Raw genomic sequence first — 14,751 nt, forward strand, 5'->3', positions numbered from 1 at the left:
GAAGAGGAGAACCATGACGACGACGGAAGGCGCGGGACCGCCGAAATTCCCGATGCCCCGCCGGCCCGGCTGCCCGTTCGACCCGCCGGAGGAACTCGCCGAGATCCGCGAGACCCGGCCCGTCCAGCAGGTGCGCAACTGGGACGGCTCCCGGCACTGGCTGATCACCCGGTACTCGGACTGCCGCACGGTGCTCGGCGACGCGCGGTTCAGCTCGAACTTCCGGCTGCCCGGCTACCCGACCACCGGGCCGGCGCAGCTCGCCTCGACCTGGCGCAGCTTCATCAACATGGACGGCCCCGAGCATCTGGACCAGCGCAGGGTGCTCATGCGCGAGTTCACCCGGCGCCGGGCGGAGCAGCTGCGGCCGCGCGTGCAGCAGATCGTGGACGACGCCATCGACGCTCTGCTCGCCCAAGGCCCGCCCGCCGACCTGGTGAGCCGTTTCGCGCTGCCGGTCTCCTCGCTGGTGATCTGCGAACTGCTCGGCGTGCCGTTCGAAGACTCCGCGTTCTTCCAGGACCGCTCGGCCGCCATGCTGGACAAGACGCTGAGCCGGGAAGGCATCAACAACGCCAGGGAGGAGCTGCGCGGTTTCCTGCGCGACCTGGTGGCCGCCAAGGAGGCGACGCCGGGCGACGACCTGATCAGCCGGCTCGTGCACGACCAGGTCCGGGCCGGGCGGATGACTTCGGTGCAGGTCGTGGACACCAGCATGCTGTTGCTCATCGCCGGCCACGAGACCACCGCGGACATGATCGGTCTCGGCACCGCGGCGCTGCTGGCCCATCCGGACCGGCTGGCCGAGATCCGCGACAGCGACGACCCGGCGTTTCTCGCCAACGCGGCCGAGGAAATGCTGCGGTATCTCACCATCACCCAGTCCGGCAGGCGGCGGGTGGCGGTCGCCGACATCGAGGTGGGCGGGCAGCTGATCCGCGCCGGCGAAGGCGTGATCGTCGCGAACGCCGCCGCCAACCGAGATCCCCGGCACTTCGCGGCCCCGGACGACCTCGACCCGCACCAGAAGGCGCGCCACCACCTCGCGTTCGGCTACGGGCCGCACCAATGCCTCGGCCAGTCACTGGCCCGGGTCGAGTTGCAGGTCGTCTACGGCACGCTCTACCGGCGGATCCCCGCCCTGCGGCTCGCCGTCGCTCCGGAAGAAGTCCGCTACCAGCACGAAATGCTCATCTACGGCGTGCACGAGCTGCCGGTCGCCTGGTGACCGCGGCGCGAACCCCGATACCCGGAAAGGGAATCTTCATGACTTCATCGTTGCTCCTGGCCACCGAGATCCCGGTGGCCGGGCAGTCGGCGGCCGACGCGGTCAAAGCGCTGCGGGACACCGGTTCCGGCACGCTCTACGAGGGCCTCGAACACCCGGCGATCCTCGAGCTGACGCCGGTCGCCGACGCGGCCGCGCTCGCCGCGCCGCTGGCCCGGCTGCGCGAACTGCGCAAACCGCTCGCGCCGCTGCAGACCGGCGACTTCCGCACCCAGGTGCTGGAATTCGTCGCCGCGCCGAAGCCGGTCGACGGAGACCTCCCGGACACCCCGTACGTGCAACTGCGGCACGTCGAGGTGAAACCGCCGGTGCACGAGGAATACCTGGCCTGGCGCGAGGGGACGATCTTCGCCGAGGTCCGCGAGTCGGCCAAGATCGAAGCCTTCCTGGCTTATCACTCGCTGGTGAGCACCGAGCCGGGCGTGCTGTTCGTCGCGGGGTTCTCCTGCCCGCCGGAGGAGTACCTGCCGACGTTCGCCTCGGCGCGGTACGCCGAGATCGCCCGGCAGGCGCATCCCCGTTTCGTCACCGACGAAGGCCTCTACACCCGGATCTACCGGCGGGTTCCCGCTGAAGGCGAGCAGTCCCGATGACCGAGCCGTGCCGGTCCTCGGTCTACCGGCTGAGCATGACCACCCAGGGCCCGCTGTACCCGCCGAGCGAGGTGATGAACACCGACGGGGACTTCGTCGTCATCGGCACGATCACCCGCGCGCAGCCGGACGGCAGCGTCGCGGCGGCGCCCGGACGCGCGATCGTCTCGGCGGACAGCCCGCTCCCGGAGTTCGGGAGCACCCTCCCCTACCGGATCGTCCGCGAACTGCCCGAGGAGCTTTCCGCCGAGGACGAGGCGATGGTGCTCGCCACGCTGCCGCTGCCGCTGCCCTGCTCCAACTACACCGCGGTGATGGCGCCGCAACAGCAGCCGGAGCCGTTCTCGGTGACGCGCCCGAGCTATCCGTTCCACCAGGCCCCGATTCCGGATCTGCAGCCGGAAGACGGCCCGAAGGTGACCGCGCCGGTCACGCTCGGGCAGTGGGTCAAGGCCCGCGGCTCGCTGACCGTCACGCTGGCAGAGGACAGCACGGCGGCGGAGTTCCGCGGCGAGTTCTCCGGGCTGATCCCGGAAAGCCTGTACACCGTGATGGCGATCCGCCGCCGGGACATGGACCCGGACGGCCCGGCCCACCCCAGTCCGCTGGGAGTGCCGAATGTGTTCGTCGCCGACGAGGAGGGCAACGGGCGCTACCGCGCCGTGCTGCCCGACCCGTTCCCGGCCGCGGACGCGCCGAACAGCGCGGACCGGCTGGTCAATTTCGTCGTGCTGTGGATGAGCTACCAGCAGAACTACGGCGGCGCGGTGGGGCACCACGGTCTCGGCGCCGACATCCACGCCCAGCTGCGCCTCGACGCGCCCGGCTTCGCCGAGTTCACCACCCGGCCCCGCAACGGAGATGGCAAATGACGTCAGGAATCGTATCCCCGGTCAGCGATCCGGCGGACGAGGCCGCCCGCGGGCGCAACGCGGCGGCGGGCTTGCGCCGGCCGGTCGGCGTCGTGTCGACCGGGCTGTGCGTGCCGCCGCGGGTGGTGACCAACACCGAACTCACCCGCACCCTCGACACCTCCGACGCGTGGATCCGGTCCCGCACCGGGATCGAAGAACGGCGGTACCTCGCGACTGGACTGTCCACATCGGACATGAGCATCGCAGCGGCGCGCGAGGCGCTGCACCGGGGCGGTGTCGCCGCGGCCGAACTGGACGCGATCATCGTCACCACGTTCACTCCGGACCAGCCGCTGCCCTCCACCGCGTTGATGGTCAAGGAACGGCTGGGCGCGCACCGCGCCGTCCCGCTCGACCTCACCCAGGCGGCCTGCGCCGGCGGGATCTACGCCCTGGTGGTGGCGGCGCACTTGCTGCAGAACACCTCGTACCGGCACGTGCTGGTGATCGGGGCCGACGCGGGTTCGCGGGCGACCGATCCGCAGGACCGCGGCACCCGGGTGTTCCTCGGGGACGCCGCGGGCGCCGCGCTGCTTTCGCCGGCCGCGGACGGCTTCGGAATCCTGTCCTGGCACACCGATTCCGAACTGTCCTACGAGGTCGAGATCCCGGCAGGCGGCTCGCGGACGCCGACCAGCCCGGAAACCCTGCAGCGGCGCGACCAGTACCTGAAGATGAACGGCAAGGCAGTCTGGACCATGGCGACCGACCGGCTGCCGCGCAGCATCCGCGAAACCGCGGCACGAGCCGGGATCGGTCTCGACGAGGTCGGCTATTACCTGCTGCACCAGGCCAATCTCAACATCATCACCGAGGCGATGGCGAGCCTCGGCGTGCCTGCCGAGCGAGCTCCCACCACCGTCCGGCGCTTCGGGAACACCGCCGCGGCCAGCATGTTCACCGTTCTGCACGAGACGCTGAACGGCCCCGCGGAACACGGCGACGTGCTGATCATGGCGGGCATCGGCGCCGGGTTCCTGTGGGGTTCGATGTGCCTGCGCCACTGCGCGGCCCGGGGCTAGCCGTGTTCGCGATCTCAGCGGCGGGCACCGACGCCGCCGACCCGCTCGGCCAGCTGCGCGCCGGAGAGTGGCCGGACCCCTCCCCTGGCGAAGGCTGGACGACGGTGACCGTTCGCGCGGCTTCGCTGAACCGCCACGACCTGTGGACGTTGCGCGGCGTGGTGCCGCCGCACCAGCGGCTGCCGGTGGTACTCGGTTCGGACGCCGCCGGCGTCGACGAGAACGGCGAACCGGTCCTCGTGCATTCGGTGATCGGGAACCCGGAGTACCGGGGCGACGAGACGCTGGATCCGGACCGCACCGTGCTGAGCGAGAAATACGACGGCACGTTCGCCGAACGAGTCGCCGTCCCGGTCCGGAACCTGCTGCCCAAACCGCCGTGGCTTTCGTTCGAGGAGGCCGCGTGCCTGCCGGGTTCGTGGCTGACCGCGTATCGGATGCTTTTCGAACAGGCGCCGCTGAAACCCGGCGACACAGTGCTGGTGCAGGGCGCGGGCGGCGGGGTGTCGACCGCGCTCGTCGCGCTCGCCGCCGCCGGCGGGTTCCGGGTCTGGGTGACCGGCAGTACCGAAGAACGGCGGCGGCGGGCCGAGCGGCTCGGCGCGGACGCGTCCTTCCCGCCCGGAACCCGCCTGCCGCGCCGGGTCGACGCGGTGATGGAGACCGTCGGCGAGGCGACGCTGGCGCATTCGCTCCGGAGCGTCCGGTCCGGCGGCCACATCGTCGTCTCCGGTGCGACCACCGGGGCGACTCCGCGCATCGACCTGACGCACGTGTTCTACCGGCAGCTCACCCTCACCGGCTGCACGCTCGGCACCCGCGAGCACCTGGCGCGGCTCCTGCGGTTCTGCGCGGAGCATCGGCTCGCGCCCGAGGTCGACCGGGTGCTGCCGCTGTCGCGTGCGGCGGCCGGATTCCGGGCGATGGCGGAGGGGAACGTGTTCGGCAAGGTCGTGTTCACGGTCTGAATCAGTTGTCCGCACGGAAAAACGAACCCAAGGAGAGTGGTGTGGTGAGCAGTTCCGCGGTGACCCGCGAGGCGCTGGAGACCTTCGTGATCGACGCGCTGGCGGAGCAGGGCGCGGCCCGGGAACGGATCGGCCCGGATGTGTCCTTCGACGAGCTGGGGCTGGATTCGCTGAACGTGACCGACATGGGCCTGTCGGTCAAGAACGAGTTCGGCATCGACGTGCACCCCGGCGACCTCGAAGACGCCGAGAATCTCCGCGCGGCGCTCGCGGTGATCTACCGGAAGGCCGGGCTCGGATGACGGTCACGCTCTCCGGGGCCGGATCGGCGCTGCCGCGCCGCGTCGTCGGCAACGACGACTTCACACACCTGGACACGTCCGACGAATGGATCGTGCAGCGCACCGGCATCCGGCAGCGGTACTGGCTGGAGGAGGACGAAACCCTCGCGGACCTCGCGGAGCGGGCCTGCCGCGCCGCGCTCGCCGACGCGGCGGTCGCGCCGCAGGCGATCCGGCACGTCATCGTGGCCACGTCCACCGCGGACCGGATCAGCCCGGGTGTCGCGGTCGAGGTGGCCACCCGGCTCGGCCTCGACTGTCCGGCGGCGTTCGACGTCAGCGCCGGCTGCTCTGGCTTTCTCTACGCGCTGGACCAAGGGATCGCGCTCATCGAGTCCGGGCGCGCCGAGCACGTCCTGGTGTGCGGAGCCGAGGCGCTTTCGCGCATCACCGATTTCTCCGACCGGAGCACGGCCGTGCTGCTGGGCGACGGTGCGGGCGCGGTGGTGGTGTCGCGCGCACCGGGCGCGATGCGGCCGGTCTTCGCGTTGGGCTCGGACGGGACGAAGATCGACCTGCTGTACGTCGGCCGGCACGACGGGCTGCTGCGGATGCGCGGCCGGGACATTTACGAACACGCCGTCGAGGCGATGACCGGGCACACCCGGCTGGTGCTGAAAACCTCCGGGCTGAACGCAGGCGACCTCGCGCTCTTCGTCGCGCATCAGGCCAACGCGCGAATCGTGCAGGCGGTTGCCCGGCGGCTGGAAGTGCCCGAGCGCAAGGTCTTTCTCAATGTCGACCGGGTAGCGAACACGTCGTCCGCGTCGATCCCGCTCGCGCTCGCGCAGGCCGCAGGGCAGCGGCTGGCGCCCGCGGGCGGAATCCTCGGCCTGGCCACCTTCGGTGCGGGCCTGACCTGGGGTGCCGGGGTCATTTCGTGGAAAGCGAGACCCGGCGCAAGCGGAGAATCAACCGAAAGGGAAACACCATGAACCATCCGGAACTGCTGGCAGGCAAGGTCGCGCTGATCACCGGCGCGAGCAGCGGGATCGGCGCCGCGGCGGCAAAGGTTTTCGCGCGGGAGGGCGCCAAGGTCGTCCTGGTGGCGCGGCGCAAGGAGCGGTTGGAGGCGTTGACCGAGGAATTGCGGGACCGTGGCGCGGAAGCGGAGTTCGCGGTCGCGGACGTGCGCGTCGCCGAAGAATGCGCGGCCGCGGTGGACCTTGCCGTCGAGCGGTTCGGCCGGCTCGACGCGGCCTTCAACAATGCGGGCCACGGCATCGGGCGCGACCCGTTGCACCTGATGGACGACGATGTTTACGACTACCTCGTCGACACCAACCTGCGCGGTGTCTTCAACTGTCTCCGTCCGGAGATCACCACGATGCTGACGAACGAGAACGGCGGTGCGATCGTCAACACCAGCAGCGTCGGCGGGCTCGTCGCGTCACCCGTGTCCGCGCCGTACATCGCCGCGAAACACGCCGTCGTCGGCCTGACCCGGGCGGCTGCCGCGGAGTACGGGCGCGAGCGGATCCGGGTGAACGCCATCGCACCGGGCGCGACGCACAGCGAGCAGGTGGCCGACTGGTTCACGAAGAACCCTGGCATGGAGGAGACGCTGCACCAGCTGACCCCGCTGCCCCGGACCGCGCAGCCGGAGGAAACCGCCGAGGTGGTCGCGTGGCTGTGCAGCGACCGTGCCTCCTACGTCACCGGCGTCGCGATGCCGGTCGACGGCGGATTCACCATCCAGTGACGCCGCCGGCCGGCGCGGGAAAGGAGAAGGCGATGGGAGGCCGCCTCGACGGAAAGGTCGCGGTGATCACCGGGGCGGGATCGGGAATCGGGCGGGCGACCGCGGAACGATTCGCCGCCGAAGGCGCCGTCGTCGCCGCATGGGACGTCAATGCCGACGGCGCGGCTCTGACGGCGAAAACGTTAGCAGACCGTGGATTCCGGGCCGCCGCGTTCGCGGTCGACGTGTCCTCGGCGGAGTCGGTGCGGACGGCCGCAGACGAGGTCGCCGCGCAGTTCGGCACAGTGGACGTCCTGGTCAACAACGCGGGGATCTTCGATTACTACGCCACCCTGCGCGACACGACCGAGGAAGCCTGGGACCGCGTCCTGAACGTGAACCTGAAGGGGATGTTCCTCGTCACCCAGGCGCTGCTCGACGCGCTCGTCGACGGCGGCGGGGCGGTGGTGAACACGTCCTCGATCTCCGGCTTGGTGGCCGGCGGCGGCGGGGTCGCCTACACCGCGTCGAAGCACGGCGTCATCGGATTCACCCGGCAACTGGCCCTCGAATACGGCAAACACGGCGTGCGGGCCAATGCGGTGCTGCCCGGCGCGGTCGAAACCGAAATGACCAAACCGCTGCTGGCACAGGCTGATCTGCCGATTCTGGAAACCGTCCGCAGCGTGCCGGCCGGCAGGCACGCCCAGCCGGACGAGATCGCCGACACGGTGCTGTTCCTGGCCAGCGACGAGGCCAGGTTCGTCTACGGCACGAGCTTCGTCGTCGACGGCGGCTGGACCGTCGTCTGACCGACGGAACCATTGCGGCTGTTTTTCCTGGGGAAGCATTTTTCTCAGCACTGGGGTTCCGCGCGCGAAAAATCGCGCGCGGATGGACGAAAGAATGGACGACCATGTTCTTTTCCGAATCGCGGACGCCGGGCAGGTCCGGCCGCCGCGGCATCGCGTTGCTGGCCGCCTGCGCGGCGTTGGCGCTGACCGCGGGGACGGCGGACGCAGCCGGTCCGGTGACGCCGCTGTTCACCCTTCCGGCAGGCAATGTCGCTCCCGAGTCGCTGACCGCGGACCCGGCCACCGGCGACATCTACGTTTCCAGCTACACCAACGGCGAAGTCGACCGCCGCGCCGCCGGTTCCGGACAGGCGCAGGTGTTCATTCCCGGCGGCGCCGACGGCAGGGCGAACGCGACCGGGGTCAAGGTCGACAGCGCCGGCCGGCTGTGGGTGCTGGGCGGCCCCACCGGCATCGTCGACGTCTACGACGTCAAAACCGGAGCGCGGATCGCGGCATTCACCAGCGGCAGCACCGACGGCCTGCTCAACGATGTCGCCTTCGGCCCGGACGGCAGCGCGTACATCACCGATTCGTATCTGCCGGTGGTGTACCGGGTCGCCCCCGCCGACCTGGCCGGCGCGGCGAACGGCGCGACCCTGCCGCAGTGGCTCTCCCTGCGCGGCACGCCCGCGGACTACGGCACGACGAAACAGCTGAACCTCAACGGCATCGGCGTGTACCGCGGAAATCTGGTGACAGTCAACTCCACCACCGGGCAATTGTTCCGGATCTGCCTGGCGACGCGTTCGGTCAGCGTCGTGCAGAGCAGCGCGAAGTTTGTCGACGGCGACGGCCTGACCATCGCCGGCGACAAGATGTGGATCGCCCAGAACTACCGCAACACGGTGGTGCGGGCCGGACTCAGCGGCGACGCCGGTGTCGCCTCCCCGGAGGTCTCGTTCACCAGCGACGACCTCCGGATTCCCAGTTCGGTGATCCGCTACGGCGGGCAGACGGTCGTGACCCGCGGCCAGTTCGGCAGCCCGACGCCCGTGACCCCGTTCGACGTCGCCGCGGTCGGCGGGGTCTAGCGGACGACCTCCGCGAGAGCCGTAGCGCCTCCCGTGCGGGTTCCGGCGGTCTCAGCCGCCGCCGGCACCCGCACGGGAGGCCATCTCCGCGAGCCTCCGCAGCGCCTCGTGGTCCGCGCTGCCCGGTTCGGCCTGGTAGATCGTCATCCGCTGGCCGCCCGGGCCCAGCCGCAGCACCTCGTAGTCGAACGTGACCTCGCCGAGGTCCGGATGCCGCAGCCGGGCTTGGGCGCTGCGCCGGCTGCGGACATCGTAGCGCTGCCACAACCGGCAGAATTCCGTGCTGTCCCGGGAAAGTTCCTCGACCAGCGCGGCCAGGTCCGGAGCCTCGGGCGCGTCGGCGAGCAGCGAGCGCAGCTGCGCGGCGGTGCTGACCGCGGCTTCCTCCCAATCGACGTAAAGCTCCCGCGCGGCCGGATGCCGGAACAGGTACCGGATCGTATTGCGGCGTTCGGCAGGCCAGTCCGTCAATCCCGGGAACAGCGCGAGCGCTTCCGGATTCGCGGCGAGGATGTCGCTGGTGCGGCTCAGCAGATGCGCAGGCCACGGGCGCACCGTCTCGAGGAGCCGGAGAATGCCCGGCCGCACCTCGCGTTCGGACGGATTTCCCGGTGACAGCACGCGTTGCGCGGTGTGGTTGGCAAGCGCGTAGAGGTGCGCGTGCTCCTCCCGGTTGAGCCGCAGCGCATTCGCGATCCCGTCGAGGACCACGCCGCTCGGATTGGTTTCGCGGCCTTGCTCCAGCCGGATGTAGTACTGGACGCTGAGCCCGGCGAGAGTGGCGAGTTCCTCCCGGCGCAACCCCTGCGTGCGGCGGAGTCCGGTGCCCTCGGGGAGCCCGACGTCGGCAGGGCGCAGCCGGGCGCGCCGGGCGAGCAGGAATTCGCCGAGCAGGGCGGGCGTGCTCGTGGGCACGGATTCTCCTCTTCCAGGGCTCGCCGGTGTGGTGGTTGCCGGACGCTGCCTGTCCCTTTCACTGGCAGGCACGGTGGTGCCATGCACACTGCGGTCTTCTTCCTGACGGTACTTGCTGCCAGGGTCGAAGTCATCCCGGAAACCCGGGCAGACCCGAAGGGAGATCCGTGACACGAATGCCGGGCACGGTTTCGCCGCCGCGCGGCCGCTGGGCGGGCCCGCCGCCGGAACAGGCGGGGTTCGGCGGCCGGTTCACTGCCGCGACCTCGATCGGCTCCGTGCTCAACCCGGTCAACTCGTCGATCATCGCGATCGCGCTGGTGTCCATCGGCCAGGCGTTCGGGGTCGGAGCCGACGCCACCACGTGGCTGGTTTCCGCGCTGTACGTGGCGACCGCGGTGGGCCAGCCGACCGCTGGACGGCTCGCCGACCTGTTCGGACCGCGCCGGGTCTATCTCATCGGCTCGGCGCTGGTCGGCCTCGGCGGACTGCTCGGGTTCCTCGCGCCGACGCTGTCCCTGCTGGTGGTTGCGCGGGTGATCATCGGGATCGGCACCTCAGCCGCGTATCCGGCGGCGATGGCCATGGTGCGGCGGCAATCCGAGCGGCTGCGCACTCCGGCCCCGGGCGGAGTGCTGAGCGCGCTGGCGATCGCAGGCTGGACCAGCATGGCGGTCGGTCCGCCACTGGGCGGTCTGCTGATCGCGATCGGCGGCTGGCGGGCCACCTTCGTCGTCAACCTTCCCCTGGCGGCGATCAGCGTGCTGTGCGCTCTGCGCTGGCTGCCCGCCGACGAACCGAACGAGCGCGGCACTTCGCGGCTGCGCAGTTTCGACCCGGCCGGAATGGCGCTGTTCGCGGTCGTGCTGATCGGCCTGCTGGTATTCCTGATGGACCTGAGCGCGCCTCGCTGGTGGCTGCTCGGCGGCGCCGCGGTGCTGCTTGGCGTGCTGGTCTGGTGGGAACTGCGGAATCCCACGCCGTTCCTCGACGTGCGGATGCTGGCCACGAACCGGGCGTTGACCACGACTTATCTGCGGTACGCGGTGACCATGCTGGTGACGTACTGCTTCCTCTACGGCTGGACGATGTGGCTGGAGCAGAGCGCGCACTTCTCCAGCTCCACGACCGGTCTGCTGATGGTGCCGTGCTTCGTGGTGGCCGCCGCCGGTTCGGCGCTGATCGCCCGGTGCGGGGCGTGGGGCCCGCTGCTGGCAGGCACGATCGCGCTGACCGCGGCCAGCGCGTGCCTGTTGCTGCTGCACGCGGATTCTCCGCTGTGGCTGCTGATCGTGACGAGCCTCGTGTTCGGGCTGCAGAACGGGCTCAACGCGGTGAGCAACCAGGCCGCGATGTACCGGCAGGCACCGGCTTCGCACACCGGCTCGGCCGCCGGGCTGCTGCGCACGTTCTCCTACCTCGGGGCGATCGCGTCGGCCAGCCTGATCAGCCTGACCTTCGGCGAACAGGCCACTGATGCCGGGCTGCACGAACTGGCGTTGATCCTCACCTTCGGCTCCGCGGCGACCATCCTGACCGTGGTGTTCGACCGGGAACTGCGGAAACCCGCGCCGGACAAGACTTCCTGACCTTTTCAGCAGTACGACAACAAGGAGAAGAGAACCCGTGGCCATCACCACGCTGGACCGCACCACCGCACTGATCGTGATCGACCTCCAGAAAGGCATCGTGGCACTGCCCACCGTCCACCCGGCCGCGGACATCGTCGAGCGCAGCAACCAGCTGCTCGCCGCCTTCCACCGGCACGACCTGCCGGTGGTGCTGGTCAACGTCGACGGCGGCGCTCCTGGCCGCACCGACGCTCCCGCCGGCGGCGGCGAGTTGCCTGCCGACTTCGCCGAGTTCGTGCCCGAACTGGACCGGCAGCCCGGCGATCATGTCGTGACGAAGCCGAACTGGGGCGCGTTCTACGGGACGTCGCTCGACCTTCGGCTGCGCCGGCTCGGCGTCACCCAGGTCGTGCTGGCCGGCATCGCCACCAGCATCGGCGTCGAGTCCACCGCCCGTGCGGCGCACGAACGCGGCTATCACGTCACGCTCGCGGTGGACGCGATGACCGACCTGAACGCCGAAACGCACCGGAACAGCATCGAGCGGATCTTCCCGATGCTCGGTGAGAGCGGTACCGCACAGGAGATCATCGATCACCTGAAGAACTCTCACTGATATCGGGCGCGCGGCCGTTGGCCGGGTCTTCTTCCCCCCAGGGATGACCCGGCCAACGGCCTTTTTCGTGGGCTCGACGCGCTATTTGGGGAACAATAAACCACATTTCCTCCTATTACGCTCGCGGCCGTCGGAAGCTGTTGTCCGGCTCCGCTGTGCTTGCTAAGGTCGCAACCGGATTCCCGCGGGGACAAGGAGACCGGTCCGATGAGCCTTGCCAATGTACTGTCCCTGCGTGCGCGTCCGGCGGACCGGATAGAGAATTACGGCACCGGATCCGAGCACGTGCTCGAAATGTGGCACGGCGGCGAACAGATCGCCGTAGTGGTGCACGGAGGGTTTTGGGCCGCGGAATACGACCGGTCGCATATCCGTCCGTTCTGCGCGGCGCTCGCGGATCAGGGCTACACGACGGTCGCGGTCGAATACCACCGCGTCGGGCAGCACGCGGGCGGCTGGCCGGGCACGTTCACCGATGTCGCGGCTGCGGTCGATGCGCTTCCGCGGCTCGTCGGGGCACGACGCGAGACAACGGTGCTGGTCGGGCATTCCGCGGGCGGGCATCTCGCGCTCTGGACGGCTTTACGGGACCGGTTGCCCGACGGCGGGCCGGGCGCGCCGGGGAACCGGACGGAAGTCAACGGAGTGGTGTCCCTGGCGGGCGTCTGCGATCTGGTCGACGGTCACCGGCGCAACCTCGACGACGGCGCGGTGCACCGCCTCCTCGGCGGTCCGCCGGACGGTCTTTCCGCCCGCTACCGCCTGGCCGATCCGATCCGGCTCGTGCCGTCGGCCGCGCGGTGCGTCCTGGTCCACGGCGACCAGGACGACCGGGTGCCGGTGAGCCAGAGCGTCCGGTTCCACGCCGCCGCACTGGCCCAAGGCGGCGACGCACGGCTGACGATCCTTCCGGGCACCGGGCATTTCGAGTTGATCGACCCGACCTCGGCGGCCTTCGACGCGGTGCTCGACGCGGTCCGCACCGCCTTCTCCGCTCCCGGCTATCTCGCCCCGACCGGCTCGGAATCGGCGAAGTAAGGCCCGAAAACCCGCTCTATCACCGGAACCGGGCGCAAGGCGTACAGCATCAACGCGTAGCAACTCCCCCGCAGCAACAACGACGGCGCCAGCACACCCGCACCGACCGCGAGCGTCGCAAGCGGCTTGTTGTGGACGACATCGAGCAACACCAGCGGCGCCACGCCCAGCAGCATCGTTTCCAGAATCACCCGGACCGCGAACAATCCGTAGAGGGGCAGGAATATCCGGCGTTCCCGCATCGCAGCGACCACCGAGCTCCGCTCCCGCACGGAAACCGGGAGCGGGGCGGCGACGATCGCGGCCGAGACCGCGGCATAGGCGGCCGGGAAGGCCAGCACGGCGACGGCCAGCAACGGAATCGTCAGGTCCGCCCCGGCAGTGCGCCACACCAGCAGGGCGGGTAGGTACCCGAGCAAGCCGGCCAGTGCGCACAGGACGTAAAGCGCGAGTTCCGCACCGAAAAGCCAGCAGACGGAGCCCACGCGGATCGACCGCAGCGTGGCGAACAACGTCGTGCGCCGGTCCCGGAAAACCAGCATCAACTGCTGCGAAGCGGCCGCACTGACCAAGATCTTGCCCGCAAACCCGCCCGCGGCCACCGCCAGGAACGCGGGCGACCGGATCAGGGACCATGCTTCCGCGGGAGCGTCGTCGAAGAGCCAGCCGCGGCGGAAGACGTCGGTGGCGATGCCTTGATCCGGGACCAGCAAAGAAAAAGCCAGCACAACCCCCGCGACGGCGAGAACGCTCGGGTTGCGCAGGAGGAGCGCGAACGGGCGTACGACGGCCTGCCTCGCGAAGTCCCGGAGCACGGCGTCAGCCGGCGGCAAGGGTGTAGAGGTCGCGCAGGGTCCAGCCGCACAGGGCGGTCAGCACGAGCAGCGCACCTCCGAGAACCAGGGGGAGCAGGCCGGTCACGCCGTCCACCACAGTGGACCACAGCACCACACCGCCGCCGACCGCCAGCGCCGCGGCCACCATGCCGATCCCCCACCACAGCCGCCCTGGCTCGGGCGCCACCACGTCCTCCGGGTCGAGGCCCGCGACGACTGTGCACACTTGCACCGAGCCCAGCACCAGCGCCAGCCACCACCCGACCAGCAGCGTGATGCGCAGGCCCGGCGAAAGCGAGGCGGACAGGTTCGCGGCGACGTACACCGCGCCGCCGATGACGACCGGCACCGCGAGCCGGCGCAGGGCTTGCGCGACCAGGCGGAGCATGGCCCGCACGGAAAGCCGCGGCAACGGGACGACCAGCACCAGGCCCGCCAGCACGAGCACATCGCTGATGTTCGCCGCCCACGAATGCACCACGTTCTCCGGCAGCAGCGAGTCTTCGACGGCGACGTGCCCGAGCAGCCAACCGCTCAGCCCGGCCGCGAAAACCAGTGCGGAAGCCCGGCTGCGCCGCTGCGCGGCCGAATCGGCAGGCCACACCACCGGATGCACCCACATGTCCAGAGCGCCGACGACCAGGTTCGGCAGCCGCCGCCAGCCGGCGGCGCGGGCCTCGTCTTCCAGCCCCGCGCCCCAGCGGCTGCGCAGTGACGCCGGATAAAGCCGGACCAGCCGCGCCGCCCAGCTCATGCCGGGTTCACCCCCAGCCGCCGCAGGCCGGCGTCGGCGACCCGGGCCATCGCCCGCAGTTCGCGTTCGAGGACCTCCCGCCCGCGGTCGGTCAGCTGCACCGGGCGTTGCCTTCCCTGCTCCTCCAGCGATTCGACCAGCCCCTTCGCCTCCAGCCGGGCCAATGCGCCGTAAAGGCTGCCCGCGCCGAGACGTTCGCCGGTCAGCTGCTCGATCGCGCTGTTGATGGCGTAACCGTGCAACTGGCCGTCGGCCAGTGCACACAGCACCAGGGTCTGCGCGTCGTTGGCTTGCATCCGTTCTCCCTTGCTCGCCTCTCAGCATAC

General features: G+C 70.2%; 17 protein-coding genes. 13 read left to right on the plus strand and 4 right to left on the minus strand.

Annotation, left to right across the window (positions count from 1 at the left end; all coding sequences use genetic code 11):
- Positions 1 to 13 precede the first annotated feature (13 nt).
- The 10 genes from FKO37_RS28155 to FKO37_RS28200 all read left to right on the plus strand — a co-directional run bounded on the left by FKO37_RS28155 (position 14) and on the right by FKO37_RS28200 (position 8,695).
- Complete coding sequence (locus FKO37_RS28155; protein ID WP_037806218.1) at positions 14 to 1,228, plus strand: cytochrome P450; 1,215 nt, start codon at positions 14 to 16, stop codon at positions 1,226 to 1,228.
- A gap of 38 nt (positions 1,229 to 1,266) precedes the next feature.
- Positions 1,267 to 1,881 (plus strand): hypothetical protein, encoded by a 615-nt coding sequence (locus FKO37_RS28160; protein ID WP_037806219.1) that lies wholly within the window; start codon positions 1,267 to 1,269, stop codon positions 1,879 to 1,881.
- On the plus strand, positions 1,878 to 2,753 hold the full coding sequence (locus FKO37_RS28165) for a hypothetical protein (protein ID WP_238606443.1): 876 nt from the start codon (positions 1,878 to 1,880) through the stop codon (positions 2,751 to 2,753). Before FKO37_RS28160 ends, FKO37_RS28165 begins: the two co-directional genes overlap by 4 nt.
- Positions 2,750 to 3,817, plus strand: a complete 1,068-nt coding sequence (locus tag FKO37_RS28170; protein WP_238606444.1) for a 3-oxoacyl-ACP synthase III family protein — start codon at positions 2,750 to 2,752, stop codon at positions 3,815 to 3,817. The genes FKO37_RS28165 and FKO37_RS28170 overlap by 4 nt, the downstream gene beginning before the upstream one ends.
- 2 nt (positions 3,818 to 3,819) lie before the next feature.
- Positions 3,820 to 4,785 carry a zinc-binding dehydrogenase gene (locus tag FKO37_RS28175; protein WP_238608343.1) on the plus strand — a complete coding sequence of 322 codons (966 nt, stop codon included), beginning with the start codon at positions 3,820 to 3,822 and terminating at the stop codon, positions 4,783 to 4,785.
- A gap of 44 nt (positions 4,786 to 4,829) precedes the next feature.
- Positions 4,830 to 5,087, plus strand: coding sequence for an acyl carrier protein (locus tag FKO37_RS28180; RefSeq protein WP_158714388.1), 258 nt, complete (start codon positions 4,830 to 4,832; stop codon positions 5,085 to 5,087).
- A complete protein-coding gene (locus FKO37_RS28185) occupies positions 5,084 to 6,061 on the plus strand; it encodes a beta-ketoacyl-ACP synthase 3 (RefSeq protein ID WP_134662780.1) in 978 nt (325 codons plus the stop codon). Before FKO37_RS28180 ends, FKO37_RS28185 begins: the two co-directional genes overlap by 4 nt.
- Positions 6,058 to 6,828 carry an SDR family NAD(P)-dependent oxidoreductase gene (locus FKO37_RS28190; protein ID WP_238606445.1) on the plus strand — a complete coding sequence of 257 codons (771 nt, stop codon included), beginning with the start codon at positions 6,058 to 6,060 and terminating at the stop codon, positions 6,826 to 6,828. Before FKO37_RS28185 ends, FKO37_RS28190 begins: the two co-directional genes overlap by 4 nt.
- Positions 6,829 to 6,860: 32 nt before the next feature.
- The gene (locus FKO37_RS28195; RefSeq protein WP_238606446.1) at positions 6,861 to 7,619 is read left to right on the plus strand and encodes an SDR family NAD(P)-dependent oxidoreductase; all 759 of its coding nucleotides are present in this window, start codon (positions 6,861 to 6,863) and stop codon (positions 7,617 to 7,619) included.
- A gap of 104 nt (positions 7,620 to 7,723) precedes the next feature.
- Positions 7,724 to 8,695 carry a hypothetical protein gene (locus FKO37_RS28200; protein ID WP_051728528.1) on the plus strand — a complete coding sequence of 324 codons (972 nt, stop codon included), beginning with the start codon at positions 7,724 to 7,726 and terminating at the stop codon, positions 8,693 to 8,695.
- A gap of 51 nt (positions 8,696 to 8,746) precedes the next feature.
- Here the strand turns inward: FKO37_RS28200 and FKO37_RS28205 are convergent, their stop codons facing one another.
- Entirely contained in the window at positions 8,747 to 9,610 is an 864-nt protein-coding gene (locus FKO37_RS28205) for a helix-turn-helix domain-containing protein (RefSeq protein WP_037806228.1), read from the minus strand.
- A gap of 176 nt (positions 9,611 to 9,786) precedes the next feature.
- On the opposite strand from FKO37_RS28205, the gene FKO37_RS28210 reads away from it, so the two are divergent.
- The 3 genes from FKO37_RS28210 (at position 9,787) to FKO37_RS28220 (ending at position 12,835) form a co-directional block, all read left to right on the plus strand.
- Complete coding sequence (locus tag FKO37_RS28210) at positions 9,787 to 11,199, plus strand: MFS transporter (RefSeq protein WP_037806231.1); 1,413 nt, start codon at positions 9,787 to 9,789, stop codon at positions 11,197 to 11,199.
- Positions 11,200 to 11,236: 37 nt separating this feature from the next.
- Entirely contained in the window at positions 11,237 to 11,797 is a 561-nt protein-coding gene (locus FKO37_RS28215; RefSeq protein WP_037806232.1) for an isochorismatase family protein, read from the plus strand.
- 207 nt (positions 11,798 to 12,004) lie between these two features.
- On the plus strand, positions 12,005 to 12,835 hold the full coding sequence (locus tag FKO37_RS28220; RefSeq protein WP_051728529.1) for a S9 family peptidase: 831 nt from the start codon (positions 12,005 to 12,007) through the stop codon (positions 12,833 to 12,835).
- On the opposite strand, the gene FKO37_RS28225 is transcribed toward FKO37_RS28220, so the two are convergent.
- The 3 genes from FKO37_RS28225 to FKO37_RS28235 are packed head-to-tail and all read right to left on the minus strand — an operon-like array spanning position 12,799 to position 14,721.
- A complete protein-coding gene (locus FKO37_RS28225; RefSeq protein ID WP_238606447.1) occupies positions 12,799 to 13,650 on the minus strand; it encodes a hypothetical protein in 852 nt (283 codons plus the stop codon). The two genes, FKO37_RS28220 and FKO37_RS28225, sit on opposite strands and share 37 nt — an antisense overlap.
- 4 nt (positions 13,651 to 13,654) lie before the next feature.
- Entirely contained in the window at positions 13,655 to 14,425 is a 771-nt protein-coding gene (locus FKO37_RS28230; protein WP_238606448.1) for a hypothetical protein, read from the minus strand.
- Positions 14,422 to 14,721, minus strand: coding sequence for a PadR family transcriptional regulator (locus FKO37_RS28235; RefSeq protein WP_037806238.1), 300 nt, complete (start codon positions 14,719 to 14,721; stop codon positions 14,422 to 14,424). Before FKO37_RS28235 ends, FKO37_RS28230 begins: the two co-directional genes overlap by 4 nt.
- Positions 14,722 to 14,751 lie beyond the last annotated feature (30 nt).

This window comes from Amycolatopsis sp. Poz14, from assembly GCF_006704225.1.
Lineage (GTDB): Bacteria > Actinomycetota > Actinomycetes > Mycobacteriales > Pseudonocardiaceae > Amycolatopsis > Amycolatopsis nivea.

Bases quoted from the DNA above. Each gene is read 5' to 3' on its own strand.
- FKO37_RS28220 (WP_051728529.1), top strand. From the start codon at position 12,005: ATGAGCCTTGCCAATGTACTGTCCCTGCGTGCGCGTCCGGCGGACCGG.
- FKO37_RS28235 (WP_037806238.1), bottom strand. From the start codon at position 14,721: ATGCAAGCCAACGACGCGCAGACCCTGGTGCTGTGTGCACTGGCCGAC.
- FKO37_RS28185 (WP_134662780.1), top strand. From the start codon at position 5,084: ATGACGGTCACGCTCTCCGGGGCCGGATCGGCGCTGCCGCGCCGCGTC.
- FKO37_RS28195 (WP_238606446.1), top strand. From the start codon at position 6,861: ATGGGAGGCCGCCTCGACGGAAAGGTCGCGGTGATCACCGGGGCGGGA.
- FKO37_RS28155 (WP_037806218.1), top strand. From the start codon at position 14: ATGACGACGACGGAAGGCGCGGGACCGCCGAAATTCCCGATGCCCCGC.
- FKO37_RS28210 (WP_037806231.1), top strand. From the start codon at position 9,787: ATGCCGGGCACGGTTTCGCCGCCGCGCGGCCGCTGGGCGGGCCCGCCG.
- FKO37_RS28230 (WP_238606448.1), bottom strand. From the start codon at position 14,425: ATGAGCTGGGCGGCGCGGCTGGTCCGGCTTTATCCGGCGTCACTGCGC.
- FKO37_RS28170 (WP_238606444.1), top strand. From the start codon at position 2,750: ATGACGTCAGGAATCGTATCCCCGGTCAGCGATCCGGCGGACGAGGCC.
- FKO37_RS28200 (WP_051728528.1), top strand. From the start codon at position 7,724: ATGTTCTTTTCCGAATCGCGGACGCCGGGCAGGTCCGGCCGCCGCGGC.
- FKO37_RS28190 (WP_238606445.1), top strand. From the start codon at position 6,058: ATGAACCATCCGGAACTGCTGGCAGGCAAGGTCGCGCTGATCACCGGC.
- FKO37_RS28160 (WP_037806219.1), top strand. From the start codon at position 1,267: ATGACTTCATCGTTGCTCCTGGCCACCGAGATCCCGGTGGCCGGGCAG.
- FKO37_RS28165 (WP_238606443.1), top strand. From the start codon at position 1,878: ATGACCGAGCCGTGCCGGTCCTCGGTCTACCGGCTGAGCATGACCACC.